The organism is Luteimonas marina (assembly GCF_007859325.1).
Taxonomy (GTDB): Bacteria; Pseudomonadota; Gammaproteobacteria; order Xanthomonadales; family Xanthomonadaceae; genus Luteimonas; species Luteimonas marina.
On the sequence record NZ_VOHK01000001.1, the window covers coordinates 1 to 16,474 of the forward strand.

The 16,474-nt window shown below is 69.8% G+C and carries 13 protein-coding genes; 6 read left to right on the forward strand and 7 right to left on the reverse strand.

What is annotated here, in order from left to right; translation table 11 throughout:
- Positions 1 to 476: 476 nt before the first annotated feature.
- The gene (locus FQY83_RS00005; RefSeq protein ID WP_202878137.1) at positions 477 to 1,622 is read right to left on the reverse strand and encodes a PQQ-dependent sugar dehydrogenase; all 1,146 of its coding nucleotides are present in this window, start codon (positions 1,620 to 1,622) and stop codon (positions 477 to 479) included.
- A 171-nt stretch (positions 1,623 to 1,793) separates the two neighbouring features.
- On the opposite strand from FQY83_RS00005, the gene FQY83_RS00010 reads away from it, so the two are divergent.
- The 5 genes from FQY83_RS00010 to FQY83_RS00030 all read left to right on the forward strand — a co-directional run bounded on the left by FQY83_RS00010 (position 1,794) and on the right by FQY83_RS00030 (position 7,153).
- Entirely contained in the window at positions 1,794 to 2,042 is a 249-nt protein-coding gene (locus tag FQY83_RS00010) for an acyl carrier protein (RefSeq protein WP_146383915.1), read from the forward strand.
- Between the two features lie 10 nt (positions 2,043 to 2,052).
- Positions 2,053 to 3,552, forward strand: coding sequence for a class I adenylate-forming enzyme family protein (locus tag FQY83_RS00015; RefSeq protein WP_146383917.1), 1,500 nt, complete (start codon positions 2,053 to 2,055; stop codon positions 3,550 to 3,552).
- Positions 3,552 to 4,538 carry an NAD(+) synthase gene (gene nadE / locus FQY83_RS00020; protein WP_202878138.1) on the forward strand — a complete coding sequence of 329 codons (987 nt, stop codon included), beginning with the start codon at positions 3,552 to 3,554 and terminating at the stop codon, positions 4,536 to 4,538. The genes FQY83_RS00015 and nadE overlap by 1 nt, the downstream gene beginning before the upstream one ends.
- 140 nt (positions 4,539 to 4,678) lie before the next feature.
- Complete coding sequence (locus tag FQY83_RS00025) at positions 4,679 to 5,710, forward strand: GNAT family N-acetyltransferase (protein WP_146383921.1); 1,032 nt, start codon at positions 4,679 to 4,681, stop codon at positions 5,708 to 5,710.
- A gap of 207 nt (positions 5,711 to 5,917) precedes the next feature.
- Complete coding sequence (locus FQY83_RS00030; RefSeq protein WP_158636391.1) at positions 5,918 to 7,153, forward strand: PQQ-dependent sugar dehydrogenase; 1,236 nt, start codon at positions 5,918 to 5,920, stop codon at positions 7,151 to 7,153.
- Between the two features lie 278 nt (positions 7,154 to 7,431).
- On the opposite strand, the gene FQY83_RS00035 is transcribed toward FQY83_RS00030, so the two are convergent.
- Positions 7,432 to 8,451 carry a polysaccharide deacetylase family protein gene (locus tag FQY83_RS00035; protein ID WP_158636392.1) on the reverse strand — a complete coding sequence of 340 codons (1,020 nt, stop codon included), beginning with the start codon at positions 8,449 to 8,451 and terminating at the stop codon, positions 7,432 to 7,434.
- Here FQY83_RS00035 and FQY83_RS00040 point away from each other — a divergent pair.
- Positions 8,432 to 9,373, forward strand: a complete 942-nt coding sequence (locus tag FQY83_RS00040; protein WP_158636393.1) for a glycosyltransferase — start codon at positions 8,432 to 8,434, stop codon at positions 9,371 to 9,373. The two genes, FQY83_RS00035 and FQY83_RS00040, sit on opposite strands and share 20 nt — an antisense overlap.
- A gap of 135 nt (positions 9,374 to 9,508) precedes the next feature.
- On the opposite strand, the gene FQY83_RS00045 is transcribed toward FQY83_RS00040, so the two are convergent.
- The 5 genes from FQY83_RS00045 to FQY83_RS00065 all read right to left on the reverse strand — a co-directional run bounded on the left by FQY83_RS00045 (position 9,509) and on the right by FQY83_RS00065 (position 16,209).
- Positions 9,509 to 11,077 carry a class I adenylate-forming enzyme family protein gene (locus tag FQY83_RS00045; protein WP_146383931.1) on the reverse strand — a complete coding sequence of 523 codons (1,569 nt, stop codon included), beginning with the start codon at positions 11,075 to 11,077 and terminating at the stop codon, positions 9,509 to 9,511.
- A complete protein-coding gene (locus FQY83_RS00050; protein WP_146383933.1) occupies positions 11,077 to 11,334 on the reverse strand; it encodes an acyl carrier protein in 258 nt (85 codons plus the stop codon). Before FQY83_RS00050 ends, FQY83_RS00045 begins: the two co-directional genes overlap by 1 nt.
- A 142-nt stretch (positions 11,335 to 11,476) precedes the next feature.
- Entirely contained in the window at positions 11,477 to 12,328 is an 852-nt protein-coding gene (locus FQY83_RS00055) for an acyltransferase (protein ID WP_158636394.1), read from the reverse strand.
- Positions 12,325 to 13,806 carry a TIGR03013 family XrtA/PEP-CTERM system glycosyltransferase gene (locus FQY83_RS00060; protein WP_238333348.1) on the reverse strand — a complete coding sequence of 494 codons (1,482 nt, stop codon included), beginning with the start codon at positions 13,804 to 13,806 and terminating at the stop codon, positions 12,325 to 12,327. The genes FQY83_RS00055 and FQY83_RS00060 overlap by 4 nt, the downstream gene beginning before the upstream one ends.
- A 282-nt stretch (positions 13,807 to 14,088) precedes the next feature.
- Positions 14,089 to 16,209, reverse strand: coding sequence for an HzsA-related protein (locus tag FQY83_RS00065; RefSeq protein ID WP_146383938.1), 2,121 nt, complete (start codon positions 16,207 to 16,209; stop codon positions 14,089 to 14,091).
- Positions 16,210 to 16,474 lie beyond the last annotated feature (265 nt).

A 16,474-nucleotide genomic window follows, 5' to 3' on the forward strand; every position in this document is an offset into this window, starting at 1 on the left:
TTGGGAAGGGAGAGTTGCTGCGCCTGCGGCAGCAGGCAGACGGCCAGGGAGGCCTTGGAGACGTCGATACCGATCCAGAGGGTCATGGAAGCTCGTAAACTGGGAGACAGGAGAGAGCCGCCTCGTTCCTGCCCACGCTTGTGAAGTTCGAGCTCAGGCTCGTTCAACTGTTCGGGCTATGGCGCGAGGTCGATGTGCGGCGGCCCTGGCTCCTACACGTGCTCGGAACACTGCGGCCTGTCGGCCTGCCGCACATCGCTCTCCACTCCAACTCTAGGCCAAAGCGCTGACACAAGCGGGCCATGCCCGCGACCGTGCCGTGAGACACCGGGCGCCGCGACCCCGGCAAACGCGTCGCCACGCGCGAGACGGGCAAACAACGTTGTCATCCCTGCATCATCGCGACGTGGTCGAGCCCATGGGGCGCTCCTACGCCAGTCCACGTTCCTGATCGCGAGTTGGCTTGAGGCGCGCCGTCAGTCCGCGGCAGGAAGCTCGTCGGGGCCTTCGCCCGGCAATTCTCCACCCCCCACCGGCTCCAGCCGCAGCAGTTTGCCGTCGGTGCTGTCGGTGAGCAGGTAGACGAAACCGTCCGGTCCGACTCGCACGTCGCGGATGCGGTCGCGGCCCTGGAGCAGGCGTTCCTCGTGCACGATCCGGTCGCCGTCGAGCTCCAGCCGGATCAACGCCTGGCCGGCCAGTGCGCCGATGAACAGGTTGCCGCGCCACTGCGCGAAGGCATCGCCGGTGTAGAAGGCCATGCCGCTGATCGCGGGCGACACCGGCCAGTAATGGTGCGGCGGTTCGGTGCCGGGTGCTTCGCTGCCGACCGCTTCGGCCACCGGCTGGCCCGAGTACTCCTTGCCGAAGGTCGCCAGCGGCCAGCCGTAGTTGCGGCCCGGCTGCGGCAGGTTGATCTCGTCGCCGCCCAGCGGGCCGTGCTCGTGGGTCCACAGCGCGCGCGTGACCGGGTGCAGGGCCATGCCCTGGATGTTGCGATGGCCATAGCTCCAGATCTCCGGTCGTGCGCCTTCGCGGCCGACGAATGGGTTGTCGTCGGGAATGTCGCCGTCCGGCTTGAGCCGCACGACCTTGCCCTGCAGGTGGTCGAGCAACTGTGCGGTGGCGCTGGCGCGGTTGTCGCCGGCGCTGACGAACAGGAAGCCCTGGTCGTCGAACACGATGCGCGCGCCGATGTGGGTGCCGTGCGAGAGCTTCGGCTCCTGCCGGAACACGACCTCGACGTCCTCCAGCCCGCGTTCGCCCAGGCGCCCGCGCGCGACCGCGGTGCCGCCCATGTTGCCGCGCCAGTTCGGTTCGCCGTAGGCCAGGTAGACGAGGCGGTCTTCGGCGAAGGTCGGCGAAGGCGCCACGTCGAGCAGGCCGCTCTGGCCCTGCACGAACAGCGCGGGCAGGCCGGCCAGTGGTGCGGAGATGGTGCCGTCGGCCGAGATTTGCCGCAGCCGACCGGGGCGTTCGGTGACCAGCATGTCGCCGCCGGGCAGGAAGGCGAGCGACCACGGATGCACGAGGCCGTCGACCAGCACGCGCACGGCAAAGCGGCCGCGTTCGCCTTCCAGTACCTCAGCAGGCGCCTCGGCGTGGAAGACCGGCGTGGACACGATGTCCGCGCCGGTGTCCGGATCACGTTCTAGTCCACAGGCGGCAAGCGCGAGCAGGAGGCACAGGCCTCCGCCGGCAAGGCCCGCCCGCGGCGGGCGCGCGGATCCACGGCGGATGGCGTGCAGGTCGGAAGGCATCATCAATCTGCTCGAACGGGGGAATGGATCCACATGGGCCGACGGCAACAGATCAAGCAGTTCATCCTCGGCAATTTCCTGTTCACGGACGACGATTCCGCATTCAACGATGATACCTCCCTGATCCGGCAGGGCATCGTCGACTCCACCGGCATCCTCGAGCTGATCGGCTTCATCGAGGAGACCTGGCCGCTGCGGGTGCCGCCGGAGGACATGACGCCGGCCAACTTCGACAGCCTGGTGGCCATCGACCGCTATCTCGACGGCCGCCTGGCCGCCTGAGCAGGGGGCCATGATGCAGGTGCTGGTCGCGCGTCTGGAGGACACCGCGGCGGTGATGCCGGCGCGCATCGCGATCCAGCAAGTCGATCGCCGGATCGACTATCGCGGCCTGCGCGACGCCGCGCTGCGCTGTGCCGCCGCGCTGCGCGCGCTCGGCGTGCAGCCTGGCGATCGCGTCGCGCTGGCCCTGCCCAACGGCATCGAGGCCGCCGTCGCCTGGTACGGCATCTGGCGCGCGGGTGCGGTCGTGGTGCCGCTGAACGCGCAGGCGCGTGAGCGCGACTTCGTGCCGTGGCTGCGGCACAGCGGCACGCGGCTGCTGGTGCATGCGCCGGGGCACGAGGATGCGGCGCAGGCGGCGCACGTCGCCGGCGTGCCGACGCTCGTGCCCGACGCGGATGTGGCGCCCGATCAGGTGTTCGCGTCCACCGACGCAGGATCGTTCGCCGACCTGCCGATGCCCGACGCCGCGATGCTCGCCGCGATCCTGTACACCTCGGGCACCACCGGCGCGCCCAAGGGCGTCGCCCTGAGCCACCGCAACCTCGCCGCGAACACGGCCGCGATCCTCGACTACCTGCAGTTGGGCGCCGACGACAGCACGGTCAGCGCGCTGCCGTTCTACTACACCTATGGCGCCTCGGTGCTGCACACGCATCTCGCGGTCGGCGCGCGCGTGGTGCTCGAGGACAACCTCGTGTTCCCGCACCTGATCGCCGAGGCGCTTGCGCGCGAGCGCGCCACCGGCTTCCCGGGGGTGCCCTCGACCTTCGCCCTGCTGCTCGATCGCGGCCGCCTCGAACAGTACGACCTGTCGTCGCTGCGCTACCTCACCCAGGCCGGCGGCGCGATGGCGCCCGCGCTCACCCAGCAGGTGCGGGCCGCGTTCCCGCAGGCGCGGCTGTTCGTGATGTACGGGCAGACCGAGGCCAGCGCGCGCTTGACCCGGCTCGCGCCGGAGCGGCTGGACGACAAGCTCGGCTCGGTCGGCACACCCATCGCCGGCGTCGAGATCCGGGTGCGGCGCGAGGACGGCAGCGACGCCGCGCCAGGCGAGGCGGGCGAGGTCTGGGCGCGCGGCGACAACGTCATGACCGGCTACTGGAACGCCCCCGAGGCGAACGCCGCGACGCTCGTCGACGGCTGGCTGCGCACCGGCGACCTCGGCCACCTCGATGCCGACGGCTTCCTGTGGCTCTCCGGCCGCCGCAGCGACATGATCAAGACCGGCGCCCACCGCGTGCACCCGCAGGACGTGGAGGAAGTGATCGCCGAACTGCCCGGCGTGCGCGAGGTCGCGGTCGCCGGCGTCGACGACGCGCTGCTCGGGCAGGTGGTCGCCGCCTTCCTCGTCCGCGACGGCGATGCGCCCAGCGAGATGGCGGTCAAGGCACACTGCCGGCAGCGTCTGGCCGGCTACAAGATTCCGAAACAGGTCGCCTTCGTGGCCGAGCTGCCCAAGACCGCGTCCGGGAAGATCCGGCGCACCGCATTGACACAGGACACATGATGACCAGGCTCGATCCTTCCGTGCTGGAGCTCGACTACGCCGCCGAGGCCGACCGCATCGCGCAGCGCCTGCGCCACATCGTCGCGCGCGACCTGCACCGGCGTGGCCTGGTGGTCGCCATCTCCGGCGGCATCGACAGCACCACCTGCGCGGCGCTGGCGGTGCGCGCGCTGGGGCCGGAGCGCGTGTTCTGCCTGATCCTGCCCGAGCGCGACTCCAGCGACGACAGCGCGGTGCGCGCCAACCTGCTCGCCGAACACCTGGGCGTGCGCGTGCGCACCCACGACATCGCGCCGGCGCTGGCTGCGATCGGCTGCTACGAGGCGCGCGACGACGCCGTGCGCACGGTGCTGCCCGGCTACGGCGACGGCTGGAAGTTCAAGATCGTGATCGCCGGCGGCGCGCAGGGACTGATCAACCGATTCCGCATCGTCGCCGAGGATCCGTCCGGGCAGCGCCACGAGCAGGACCTGCCGCTCGGGGCCTACCTGACCATCGTCGCCGCCACCAACTTCAAGCAGCGCATCCGCAAGACGCTCGAGTACTTCCATGCCGACCGGCTCAACTACGCGGTGACCGGCACGCCCAACCGGCTGGAGTACGACCAGGGCTTCTTCGTCAAGAACGGAGACGGCGCTGCCGACGTCAAGCCGATCGCGCACCTGTACAAGAGCCAGGTCTACGGCATGGCGCGTTTCCTCGGCCTGCCCGAGCGCGTCACCTCGGCCACGCCCACCACCGACACCTATTCGCTGGCGCAGGGCCAGGACGAGTTCTACTTCGCGCTGCCGTACGCGCAGATGGACCTCGCACTGTGGGCGCTGAACCACGACCGGCCTGTCGCGGAACTCGCTTCCGCGCTGGGCGTGACCGAAGCGCAGGCGCAGGCGGTGTACGACGACATCCGCGCCAAGCGGCGCACGACCGCCTACCTGCACCGGTCGCCGGTGCTGGTCGAGCCGGTGACGGAACCGCACCGGCACTGATGTCCACTTGCGATCATGAACATGGAACCGCGTAGGAGCGCCCCATGGGCGCGACGGGTCGCGATGATGCCTCGGCTGAGGCGAGTCGCGGGCATGGCCCGCTCCTACATGATTTTCTCGATTGCGAACGAGTGTGAGGCATGACCGCGCAGCCCGCCTACACCGTCCATGAAGCCAATGTCGAACGCGACCGCGAGCTGATCCTCGGGCTGTGGCGCGGCAACCTCGGCCAGGACGCGAGGATGGCGCGCAAGTACGACTGGTTCTACCGCGAATGCCCGTTCGGGCCGCCGCTGACCCTGCTGCTGCGGCATGAGGAAAGCGGCGAATGGGTTGGCGTGGCCAGCGCCGGGCCGCGGCCGATGTGGATGGATGGTCGCCGCATTCTGGCCGGCGTGCTGGTGGACCTCGCGGTGCGGCCCGAACACCGTTCGCTCGGCCCGGCGCTGATGCTGCAGATGGCGCTGATGGAGGCCGGGCTGCGCCGCTTCGAGCTGCTGTACGGCTTTCCCAATCCCAAGGCCGCCGCCGTATTCAAGCGCGTCGGCTACGCGCCGATGGGCGAGCTGGTGCGGCACGCGCGCGTGCTGCAGCATGCCGGCTATGCCGGCAGGAAGCTGCCTGCGCTGCTCGCGGCGCCGGCCGGCGCCCTGCTGGACACCGTCGATCGCGTGCGCCTGTGGTTCCGCGCCGGCGGCCTGCGTGCGTACTGGCAGGCGAACGCCGACGAATCGCTGGCGGCGGTGTGGTCTCCCGCTGCGACTGGACCCGGCCCGATCGCCGTGCGCGACCTCGACTTCCTGTGCTGGCGCATCGATGCTTCGCCGCTGCTGGAAGCCCGCTACCTCGTCGTGCGCGACCGCAGCGACTCCGTCATCGCATGGTTCTCCTGTGAAGCACGCGAACGCAGCCTGCACGTGGTCGATTCCTGGTCAGCGCAGGGCGCGTCGGGGCCGACGCAGGCACAGCTTGCGGCGCTGCTGCGCGCAGCGCGTGCCGCAGGCCATCCGTCCGTGTCGATCGAGCTCAGCGAAGCCGCGGCGTCCGACACCTGGCGCAAAGCCGGATTCGTCGCGCGCGAAGGGCGGCCGGTGTTCGGATGCGCGCGAGATGCACGGGTCGACGTGCCAAAGGCCCGTGCATGGCTGACGACGGCAGACGAGGATGAATAATGCCAATTCGCGATCAGAAGTACGGGATTGTGCAGGAGCGCCCCATGGGCGCGACCGGCGAGCGACGGTGCCCGGCTTGCGCGGGTCGCCGGCATGGCCCGCTTCTGCATTCATTGCCCTGATCGGGGATTGGCAGAACGATCCGGAAGCATGCCGCGGTATGGATGCAACAAGATCGACAACCAGCGCATGACATACGGAGGATCCATGGACACGAAGTTGCTCGCGACATTCCTGATCGTGGCGCTGCTGCCCGGCTGTGCCGAATCCGCCTCGCCATCCACTATGCTGGCGTCCATGGCTGCTGGCGCGACCGGCCAGGGCATTCGCGCCGAACGGGTGGTTCGCGAAGGCCTCGAGTTTCCCACCGCCATCGCCAGTCCGCGCGACGGCAGCGGGCGCATGTTCGTGATCGAACGCGAGGGCCGTATCCGCGTGCTCGACCGCGACGGGCGGCTGCTGCCGGAGGCGTACTACACGCGCGAGGTGACTACTGACGACATCGAGCAGGGCCTGCTCGGCCTCGCCTTCGATCCCGACTTCAGCAACAACGGCCGTATCTACATCGCCTACAGCGGCGCCAGCGCGGGCGAGCGCTACGGCATGGTGCTGCGCCGGCTGCAGGCCGCCGATCCTGCCGCCAACCGCTTCGACGGCAAGGACGAACTGGTGATGCGCGTCGAGGGGCTGGTCGCCAACCACAACGGCGGCGACATCCACTTCGGTCCCGACGGCATGCTGTACTGGAGCATCGGTGCCGGCACCGGCGAGCCGGCCGACCACGTGCATGCATCGAAGACCGACAACCTGCGCGGCAAGATCCTGCGCATCGACGTGCGCGAGGGCGCCGGCGGCGAACGGAATACCTGCGGCGGCAAGGGGCGCGCGCCCTACGCGATCCCGGCCGACAACCCCTTCGCCGGCAAGCGCGGCGAGTGCGGCGAGATCTGGGTCTACGGCCTGCGCAACCCCTGGCGTTTCGGCATCGACGCGGCGAACGGCAACCTGTGGATCGGCGACGTCGGCAAGGATCGCGAGGAGCTCAGCGTGTACCGCAGCGGCGACAACCGCGACCTCGGCTTCCCGCGCTGCCAGGGCAGCCACGCCTACCCGTCGACCGGCGCCACCGACTGCCCGTCGAAGACCGGCACCACCGGTCCGGTGTTCGAGTACGCCGGCGGCGACCACGGCCGCTGCGCCATCACCGGCGGCCTCGTCTACCGCGGCGCCAAGCCGTCGCTCAGGGGCGCCTATGTCTTCTCCGACTCCTGCTCCAGTGAACTGCTGGTCGGCCGACTGTCAGCCGACGGCAAGCTGAAGGTCGACTCGACCGCCAGCGGCATCGGTTCGGGCTACGGCACCATCGCCTCCTTCGGCGAAGATCAGGACAACGAGCTGTGGTTCATCAACCACGAGAATGGCGGGGTGTATCGGGTGCGGTGAATCGGACGCGGCGCTTGAATCGTGGAGCCCGACAGGCTGGCGCAATGGCGGGCGCGGCATGCGCGCGGGTTGGTGCTTTGCCTGCAACAGCGGTCGCGGGCATGGCCCGCTCCTAAGGGGGCCATATTGCCCGGGCGAACGAAGAGCTCGGGCCATGCGTGCGACCGGATGCGTGCATGACCGCGACGCCGGTCGTGGACATGCCCCGATCCTGCGAGTGCCGCGCGGCGAGTCGGGCTGATCGGGCGACGATGAGGGAATCCGACCTGCCGGAAGCGCTAGGATGCCAACCGCCGCACCGGCGCTCGGAAGAGGTACAGGGCCAGCCAGTCCGGTCGGAATCGCCCTCCACGGTCGACGATGCCGGACTGTTCGAAGCCCAGGCGGCCGAGCAGCCATGACGGCTTGCCGTCGATCGTGTTCATCACCGGGTCGCTGGTGAAGGCGAGTTCGTAGCCGGCGGCCCGGGTGCGTTCCAGCACGGTGTCGTTGTAGCGACCGTGCGGGTAGGACAGCGTCGGCGGCGGCGCATCGCCGAGATGCTCGCCGACGATGCGGCGCGCAGCCGCGAGTTCGGCGTCGAGGTCTTCGGCGCGCGGCATCGGGGTGTGGGTCTTGCCGTGCACGCCGATGGCGACACCGCCGGCGGCGAGTTCGCGCAGTTCGTCGCCGGTGACCATCTGCCGCGCGCCGTCGTCCATCGCGTCGGCGAACGGGAGCAGTAGCCGCGCGCGTGCGCTGGCGTCGAGTGCTTCGATGGCGGCGATGACGCTGCGCAGGCCGTCGATGGTGTCGGGCGGCGTCGAGGCGAGCGGGTGGCCGGCACCGGCCAGCGCGGCGGCCAGCGCCGGCACGCGGATCCGCCCGAGGCGGAAGGCGGCGATCAGGCGTTCCTGGAAGAAAGGTTCGTCGCGGTCGATGACGTCGGCCACGGCGAACAGCAGCGCGGGCATGTCGGCGGCGCGCAGGCGGGGCAGGGCGTGGGCGTGGTTGTCGGCCCAGCCGTCGTCGAAGGTGATCAGCAGGGCGCGGTCGGGCAGGGGGCGGCCGCCGCGGCGGGCGGCCAGCACGTCGTCGGTCGATACCACGTGGTAGTGGCGACGGAAGAAGGCCAGGCAGCGTTCGAGCAGGCCGGCCTCGAGGGTGTAGTCGGGGTCGCACGAGGCCCAGCGCGGGTCCTGCTCGGTCAGCACGCGGTGGAACATGATCACCGTCAGCGCGCGGCGGTTGCGCAGGCGGTGGTACAGCCCGAGCAGGCCGCTGCGATAGAGTGCGCGCTTGACCAGATCCGCCGCCATGGCCGACATCCCCGAAACCTCCGTCATCATACCGACCTGGAACCGGCGCGACCTCATCGCGCGGGCGATCGATTCGGTGCTGGCACAGACCCGTCCGGTGGACGAGATCATCGTCGTCGACGACGGATCGACCGACGGCACGGGCGAGTACCTCGCCGCCCGTTACGGTGAACGGATTGCCTGCGTCCGTCAGGCCAATGCCGGAGTGTCGGCGGCGCGCAACCGGGGGTTGGCGATGGCGCGCGGGCACTACATCGCGCTGCTCGACAGCGATGACGAATGGCTGCCGGAGAAGACGCAGCGGCAGGTCGCCTTCCTCGACGCGAATCCGGGCATCGGCCTGGTCCTGTGCGACGTGATGCGGATGGCTCCGGATGGCTCGATGATCGACGTCTTCGATCGCCGCCGGCAGATTCCGGAGGATGGCCCGGCGCTGCGCTGGGTGCTGCGCGATCCGGCGCTGGCGCCGCTGTCGGTGCTGATGCGGCGCGAGGTCTACGAGGACGTCGGCGGCTTCGACGAAACGCTGCGTACGGCGGAGGATCTCGACTTCCACCTGCGCGTGGCCGCGCGCTGGCCGATCGGCGTGGTGGGCGAGCCGCTGGCGCGGGCGCTGCGCGGGCACGACGGGCTGTCGGCGCTGGCGTCGACCGAGGATGACTACATCCGGGTGATGGAGCGCGCCGCCGAGGCCGCCATCGGCCTGGTGCCGGAGGACGATCGCCGCCAGGCGCTGGCGACGGCCTACGTCAAGAACGCGGAAAGCTGCGTGTGGCGCGGGCGCCATCGCGAGGCGTATGCGCTGGCGCGCAAGGCGTGGGCGATGGGGCCGGATCCGCCATTGCGCAAGCGCGTGCTGCGACTGGTGCCGGCGGCCGGCAGGCGGGCGCTGCGTTCACTGCTGCCGCGACGTGCGTCCTGATACCCAGTCGCGATCAGGAATGCAAATGTAGGAGCGGGCCATGCCCGCGACCTGCGGCGGCCGGGGCAGCGTCGCTACCCGGTCGCGCCCATGGGGCGCTCCTACGCCACTCCATATTCCGATTGCGAGTAGACGTCAAGCATCCTCGCCGGGCAGTTCGCGCCCTTCCGCCTCGGCCTGCAGCGCGGCGCGGCGGATCTTGCCGGTGTTGGTCTTGGGCAGGGCGTCGCGGAACTCGATCAGGCGCGGCACCATGAAGTCCTCCAGTCGCGCCGCGCAGTGCGCGATGACGTCGCGCGGGGCGATGCTGGCGCCGTCCTCGACGGCGAGGATCGCCTTGAGCGCGCGGCCGAGCACCGGATCGGGCACGCCCACGACCGCTGCCTCGCGCACGCCGGGCAGGGCGTAGAGCACGTTCTCGACTTCCTTGGGGCTGACCTTCTCGCCGCGCGACTTGATGATGTCGTCCTTGCGGCCGACGAAGTACAGGAAGCCGTCGGCATCCATGCGGAACAGGTCGCCGGTGTGCAGCACCTTTTCCCACGGGTAGCGACCGGGCTTGAGTGCCTTGTCGGTGGCCTCCGGGTTGCGCCAGTATCCCTGCATCACGTGGCCGCCGCGCACCACCAGCTCGCCGACCGCGCCCGGCGGCAGCGGCTTGCCGTCTTCGCCGGCCACCCAGGCCTCGGTGAACGGGATCGCGATGCCGACGCTGTCCGGACGGCGGTCGAGTTCCTCCGGCGGCAGCCAGGTGCAGCGCTTGGACTCGGTCATGCCGTACATCGAATACACCCGCGCCTGCGGGAACAGCTCGCGCAGGCGTGCGATATGCGCCGGCGGCAGCGCCGCCGCGGTGTTGGTCAGGAACTTCACCGACGCCGCCCATTCGGGCCTGAAGTTGCGCAGCTGCACGATCAGCGCGGCCATCGTCGGCACCAGTGGGAAGCCGGTGATGCGCTCGCTCTCGAGCAGCGGCAGGATCTTCTGCGGGAACGCGAACGACTTCTCCAGCACCAGGGTGGCGCCGAGCTTCACGCACATCAGCAACTGGTACAGGCCGTAGTCGAACGCCAGCGGCAGCACGCTCAGCACCACGTCGTCCGGCGACATGCGCAGGTAGGTGGTGATCGAGGTCGCGGCGTGCTCGATGTTCTTGTGCGTCATCATGACGCCCTTGGGCTCGCCTGTGGAGCCCGAGGTGTAGACCAGCATCGCCAGGTCGATGTCGATGCCGCGCGACGCGGGGTCGAGGATGGAGGGGGCGGCGATGAACTCGTCCCACGGCACCTCGTGTCCCGCGAGCTCGCCGGCCGCATCCACCACCACCACGTGGCGCACGCTCGGTGCCTGCGCCGCTGCCGCCCGGGCGACGGGCAGCAGGCTGGCCTGGGTCACCAGGACCGAGGCTTCGCAGTTGTTGAGCACGTAGGCCAGCTTGTCGGCCTTCGTCGTCGGGTTGATGACGCTGAACATGCCGCCGGCGCGCAGGGTGCCGAACAGGCCCGCGGCGGTCTCCGCGCGGTTGTCCAGGAACAGCACGCAGCGCTCGCCGTTGCCGAAGCCGGCCCCGGCGACCAGCGCGGAGGCGAAGCGTTCGGCGATGTCGGCCAGTGCCGCATAGGAGATGCGCTGGCCGGCGCAGACCAGGGCCGCGTGTTGCGGGCGCTCAAGGGCGCGGGCGCGCAGGTGCGCCTCGTATCGCATCAAGCAGCGTGCCCGGCAGCGAGCAGCTTGTCGCCGGTGTAGCGGACCAGGCTGTCGATGCTCTCGAGGTTCTCCGGCACCACCTCGTCGTCCTCGACGGTGAAGCCGAATTCCTGCTCCAGCCAGGTCACCACGGTGAGGACGCCGATCGAGTCGATGACGCCGCCATCGAGCAGGCTGTCGCCGCCGGCGAGCGTCTCCGGAACCGGAAAGCTCTCGTGGATGAACGCGCGGATGCGGGACTCGATGTCCTCCATTGTGTGGATTCCTCCTGTGGTCACGCGTGCCACGTGTCCTTGCGTCTTGGTCATGCGCCTAGGCCAGGCGCGGTCGGGCCGGCTAGTCTGCCAGATGGTCCCGGTCCTGGCACGCTTGGCGTGCGTGTCCGGGCAATGCGGGTCATTTCTGTGCGGTCCTTGCCCCGGCGGCCGTCGCCGGGGCAGCGGGCTGGGATCCTGCTGCGGCCGGGACGTCAGCGCTGCGTGCGGTCGCGTGGCCGCCGAGCGGCGGCGCCTTCGGCGCGAGGTGTTCGCGTCCCGGTGGCGGGGTCAGGATGCCGATGCGGCGCGCCGGGTTGCCGGCCACGACGGTGTACGGCGCAACCGTGCCGGACACCATGGAGCGCGCGGCGACGATGCTGCCTTCGCCGATCTCGGTGCCCGGCAGCACCATCGTGCCAGCGCCGATCCAGACGTTGTCGTGGACGATGACCGGCTTGACCTCCGACTCGTCCGGCGGCGCGCCGGCCTTGCGCTGCTCCGGGTCGGTGGGATGGCCGCCGGCATCGCGAAAGGACACCGAGCCGCCGACCTGCACGTGCGAACCCAGCCGGATCTCGCGCCCGACCACGAAGCTGGTCTCGTGGGCGAGGTCGGTGTAGTCGCCGATGGTCAGTTTGGGCCGTTCGACGAAGCGTGCGGCGAAGATGATGCTGAGCTTGCCGCTCACGTGCACGTAGTTGCCGAGCATCAGGTCGCCGCGACCAACCACCCACGGAACGTAGATGCCGGTGGTGACGCCGCGGCCGAAGCGCGTGCAGTAGGCCTTGAGCAGCGGTTCGGCCATGAGCACGCGGCGCAGGAAGAAGATCACGCCGCGCACCGCGAGGAAGATCCACAGGTAGGGACGTACCAGCAGCCGCGGGGCGGGCAGGGTGAAATGGCGCAGTCGGCCGTGCACGGCGCGGATCAGGCGGGCGACGGGATGCGGGGAATTGGCGGCCCAGTGGCGGAAGGAGGAAGCGCGTGTCATCGTGCACCGCGTCCGCATGCGACGACCTCGAAGGTCTGGAGCAGGATCAGCATGTCGAACATCAGGTTGTGGTTCTTCACGTAGAACAGATCGTACTTGAGCTTCTCTTCGGCGTCCTGGCGCGACGCACCGTAGGCGTAGCGCAGCTGTGCCCAGCCGGCCAGGCCCGGGCGCACGCAGTGGCGCAGGCTGTAGTAGCGCAGGTCCCGGTCGAGGTCGGAGACGAACTCGGGCCGTTCCGGCCGCGGGCCGACGATGCTCATGTCGCCGCAGAGGATGTTCCACAGCTGCGGCAGTTCGTCCAGGCGCGTGCGCCGGATGATCCGGCCGACGCGGGTGACGCGGTCGTCGTTCTTGCCCGCCCAGCGCGCCACGCCGTCTTTCTCCGCATCGGTGCGCATGCTGCGGAACTTGACCAGCTGGAACGTCGAGCCGAGCAGGCCGACGCGCTCCTGGCGATAGAGGATCGGCTGTCCGCGGCCGGATTCGAGCCGGATCGCCAGCGCGACCAGCAGCAGCAGCGGCCACGTCATCGCCAGGACCAGCATCGAGGCGACGACGTCCATGGTCCGCTTGCTGAACCTGCGTCCCAGCGAGTTGTTGAATCCGTCGCAGAACACCAGCCACGAAGGGTCGGTGAGCGTCAGCTTGATCAGGCCCGCCTCGCGTTCGAAGAAGCGGGCGAGGTCGGTGACCTCGATGCCGACCTGCTTGCACTGCAGCAGGTCCTGCATCGGCAGACCGCCACGACGGTCGTCGGGACCGTACACGATCTCGTCGATGCGGTTGATCAGCGCCCATTCGGCCAGCGGGCCATCGATGGTCACGATCTTCCCCGAATCGATCACGGTCTCCTCGCTGCCGCCTCCCCCGCTGCGGCAGCGGGCATAGCCGACGACATGGAACCTGCGTCTATCCGCCTGGCGGCGCAGGCGCTGTTCGATCAACGAAGCGCGTTCGCCGGCGCCCAGGACCAGGACCCGCTGCTTCAGCGCCTCCACGCCGACCACGCGATCGGACAGCACCCGCAGGCCGGCGACGAAGGTGAAGCCGAAGAACAGCGCCATGGCGAGGATGCCGCGTCCGATCTCCAGCGGCGGGAACGCGTAGTACAGCGTCAGCAGGCAGATCGTACCCAGCAGGAAGCCGACCGCCTGCCGGATCAGGGCGCCGAAGCGTGTCCCGCGCAGGTGGATCTGGTACAGCCCCATCGTGGTCATGCCCAGCATGATCGCGCTCGCGAACAGCAGCGCGCGCGCGCCGAGCAGCCATGTCGTCGTGTACGAAGCCAGTGGCTCGGCATGGCTGATGAAGCGCAGATAGGTGGCGAGGAAGACCGCGCCGCACAGCAGCAGCAGTTCCGTGGTCACCATCAGCGCCCGCCAGCGCGAGGCCGTCCGGCGCATGAAGCGCGGCATCAGCGAGCCGTGCCGGCGAGCCTGCGCCGGCAGTCCGTCTTCGAACGTGGCCTTGTTCATGCGATCCCCTGACTGCGACCCGGGCGGACGCCGACCATCGCCGCGCCAGCCCAGCGCGCGGCCCCGGATCGTCCGGAACGCGGTACGCGGCCACAGGGCAGCGCCGTTCCGATTGATTCGTCCAGTCAGTAGTACGCAGATGCCGGCGCAGGGGGGACAAACCGCGCGCGGCGTTGGCGCCGCCGTGGCGCCGATGCGGGCCGATTCCGGCAGGCGAGGGCGGTCCAGGCCCCGAGGAGGGCGGCCCGATGCCGCCGCAGCAGGCGGCGAGCGGACCGGGTGTCAGCCAGCTGGCTGCAGCGGAGCGGAACCGTTGCGCCGCACCGAGTTTCCGCCGGAGGTCTGCTTCCAGTGACGGATCAGGTCGCGCAGCGCCTGCGGCTGGTTGGCCGGACTCGATTGCCCCGCCTGGTTGACCGCGTTCTCGCCGTGGCAGCCGGCGCAGGTCCGGATCTCGCCGGGCTGCATCGTGACCCAGACGCGCTCGCGCACGATCGGCTCGCCGTCGGGATCGACGGTCTGCCAGCTCAGCGCGCGGTTGGCGGGGACGAAGGCGGCGGTCGAGCCGTCGGCCGCGATCTTCACGCTGCCTGCCGGACCCGCGGGATTGGACGGGTTGGCATTGGCCGGGACCGTCATCGGTTGCGCCACGATGCGCCGCCCGCGGTTGAAGCTCTGGTAGGCGCGCACGAGGTTGCCCTGCACGATCTGGTAGTGCGCGATGTCGTAGACGCGGCCGCCGTCGCCGGTCTTGCTGACGCCGCCGGGCACGCGCAGGTTGAACGGCTGCTGCTTGTCGTTGCGGTCGCGGCTGGTCTGGTTGCGGGTGACGATCAGGGCCAGGTCGTTCTGGCGCAGCCAGTTGCGCAGCGCGGTGGCGCTGACGCCTTCGGCGTCGAGGATCGCCTGCTCGGGCGCCTCGACCGCAGGCGCGCCGGTCACGGGCGGCCGGGTGCGGGAGACGACCTCGACCGGGTCGAGTTCCCACAGCGCTCCGCTGTACTCGACCATGCCGGTCGCGCCCCACCAGGAGACGTTCGTGCTGATGCCCGGGGTCAGGTTGCTGCCGGGGACGTACAGGCCCGTGGCGTTGGTATCCAGGCGCTTCAGTCGCAGCTCCGGCTGCGCGGCGCTGTTGAACGCATCCACGCCGAGGCTGGTATGGCTGGCCACCAGGTCGCCCGAGGTCAGCGGCAGCGGGGTGCGGTAGCGGCCGCTGCCGCTGGCGGCGGCATCGCTGACCACCATCTGCTCGGCGTTGAGGTTTGGCGCGCCGTTGAACTTGACCAACTCGTTGGCGGAGCCCTGGAGGAACTCGCGCGCGTAGACGCCGAAGTAGGTGCCCGGCTGGGTCCGGCTCTCGCGGATGTGCATGATGCCGGCATCCATGCGGATGTACTTGCGGTTGGCGAACAGCGACTGGTTGCTGACGCCGCGCAGCGACGGATCGTCGACGAACGATGCCGGGATGTAGTCGAAGGTCAGTTCCTGCCGGCCGATGTGGTTGAGGGTGAGCTCGGCGGTGCCGTCCTGGTTCATTTCCCAGGGCGTGAACAGGTTCGAGGTGTAGCCCCAGATGCGGCCGTAGGTGGGGCTGGTGGTGTAGTTGCTGCCGTTCTGCGCCCGGCTCTCGGGGAAGGTGTCGTGCACCAGTCCGACGCTGGCGGCGTTGGCCGCCTCGCTGGCGTAGTTGAACGGGTTGTAGTTGGCGCCCTGGCTGATGGCGGCGTCCTGCTGCTGGTCGCGCTGCAGGTGGTCCCAGCGGGTGAAGATGACCCGGCCGTAGCTGTCGATGGTCGGCGTGTACGCGCCGCTGGGGGCGTGGTTGAGGATGGTCAGGTCGCCGCTGGCCGGGTCCAGCCGGAAGATGCCGGTGATGGTCGGGTTGCTCTCGTACTCGTCCAGGTTCGGATACAGGTGGGCCTCGCCGCGGCGCGGGCTGTCGGAGGTGAACAGGACCAGGTCGTCGCTGGTGTACAGCGGCGAGACGTTGTTGTAGGCGGTCGGCTGGTGCGGCACCTTGGTGATGGTGGCGGTCTGGCCCTGGCCCAGGCCGGTGACTTCGTACAGCTGCCACTTCGAGGTGACCGCGTCGTACCGGCCCACGGGCGAGCCCACCAGCATGCTGAAGATCGCCCTGGTGCCGCTCCAGTGCACGGTGGGTTCGCGCACGGCGATCGAGTTGGCGCCCTGGAAGCCGGTGCCGCCGAAGCCGGCTTCGCGGGTCAGGTTGCGCAGCGTCCCGTCCGGGTAGCGGATCATCAGGTCGCCGCCGCGCGGCGCGGCACCCATTCCCGGCAGGTGGTTGGCGAACGCCGACAGGCGGGTCGCGAACCGGTCTCCCCCGGGGGTAGGCACCTGGGTGACGAACATGATCGGGTTGGTGATTGCCTTGGTGGCCATCGGTGACGTGGCGGCCGACGACATCTGGCGCGGAGCGGACGCCGCCAGTGCGCCAGTGTCCCCGGGCGTGACGGATGCGGCCTCGTCCAGAGAAGCCGGTGCGACCGAACAGGCCGAGATCAGGCCCGCGATGCAGGCGAGGGCGAAGCAACGGACGGAAAGATGAATGATGGTCATGAAGGGGGCTACTACCTGCCGGATGGTAGTGGTGCTGGGCTGGGCAGACGGTAACGGACGCATCCTGCGTTCCACGGGCAAGGCGAGC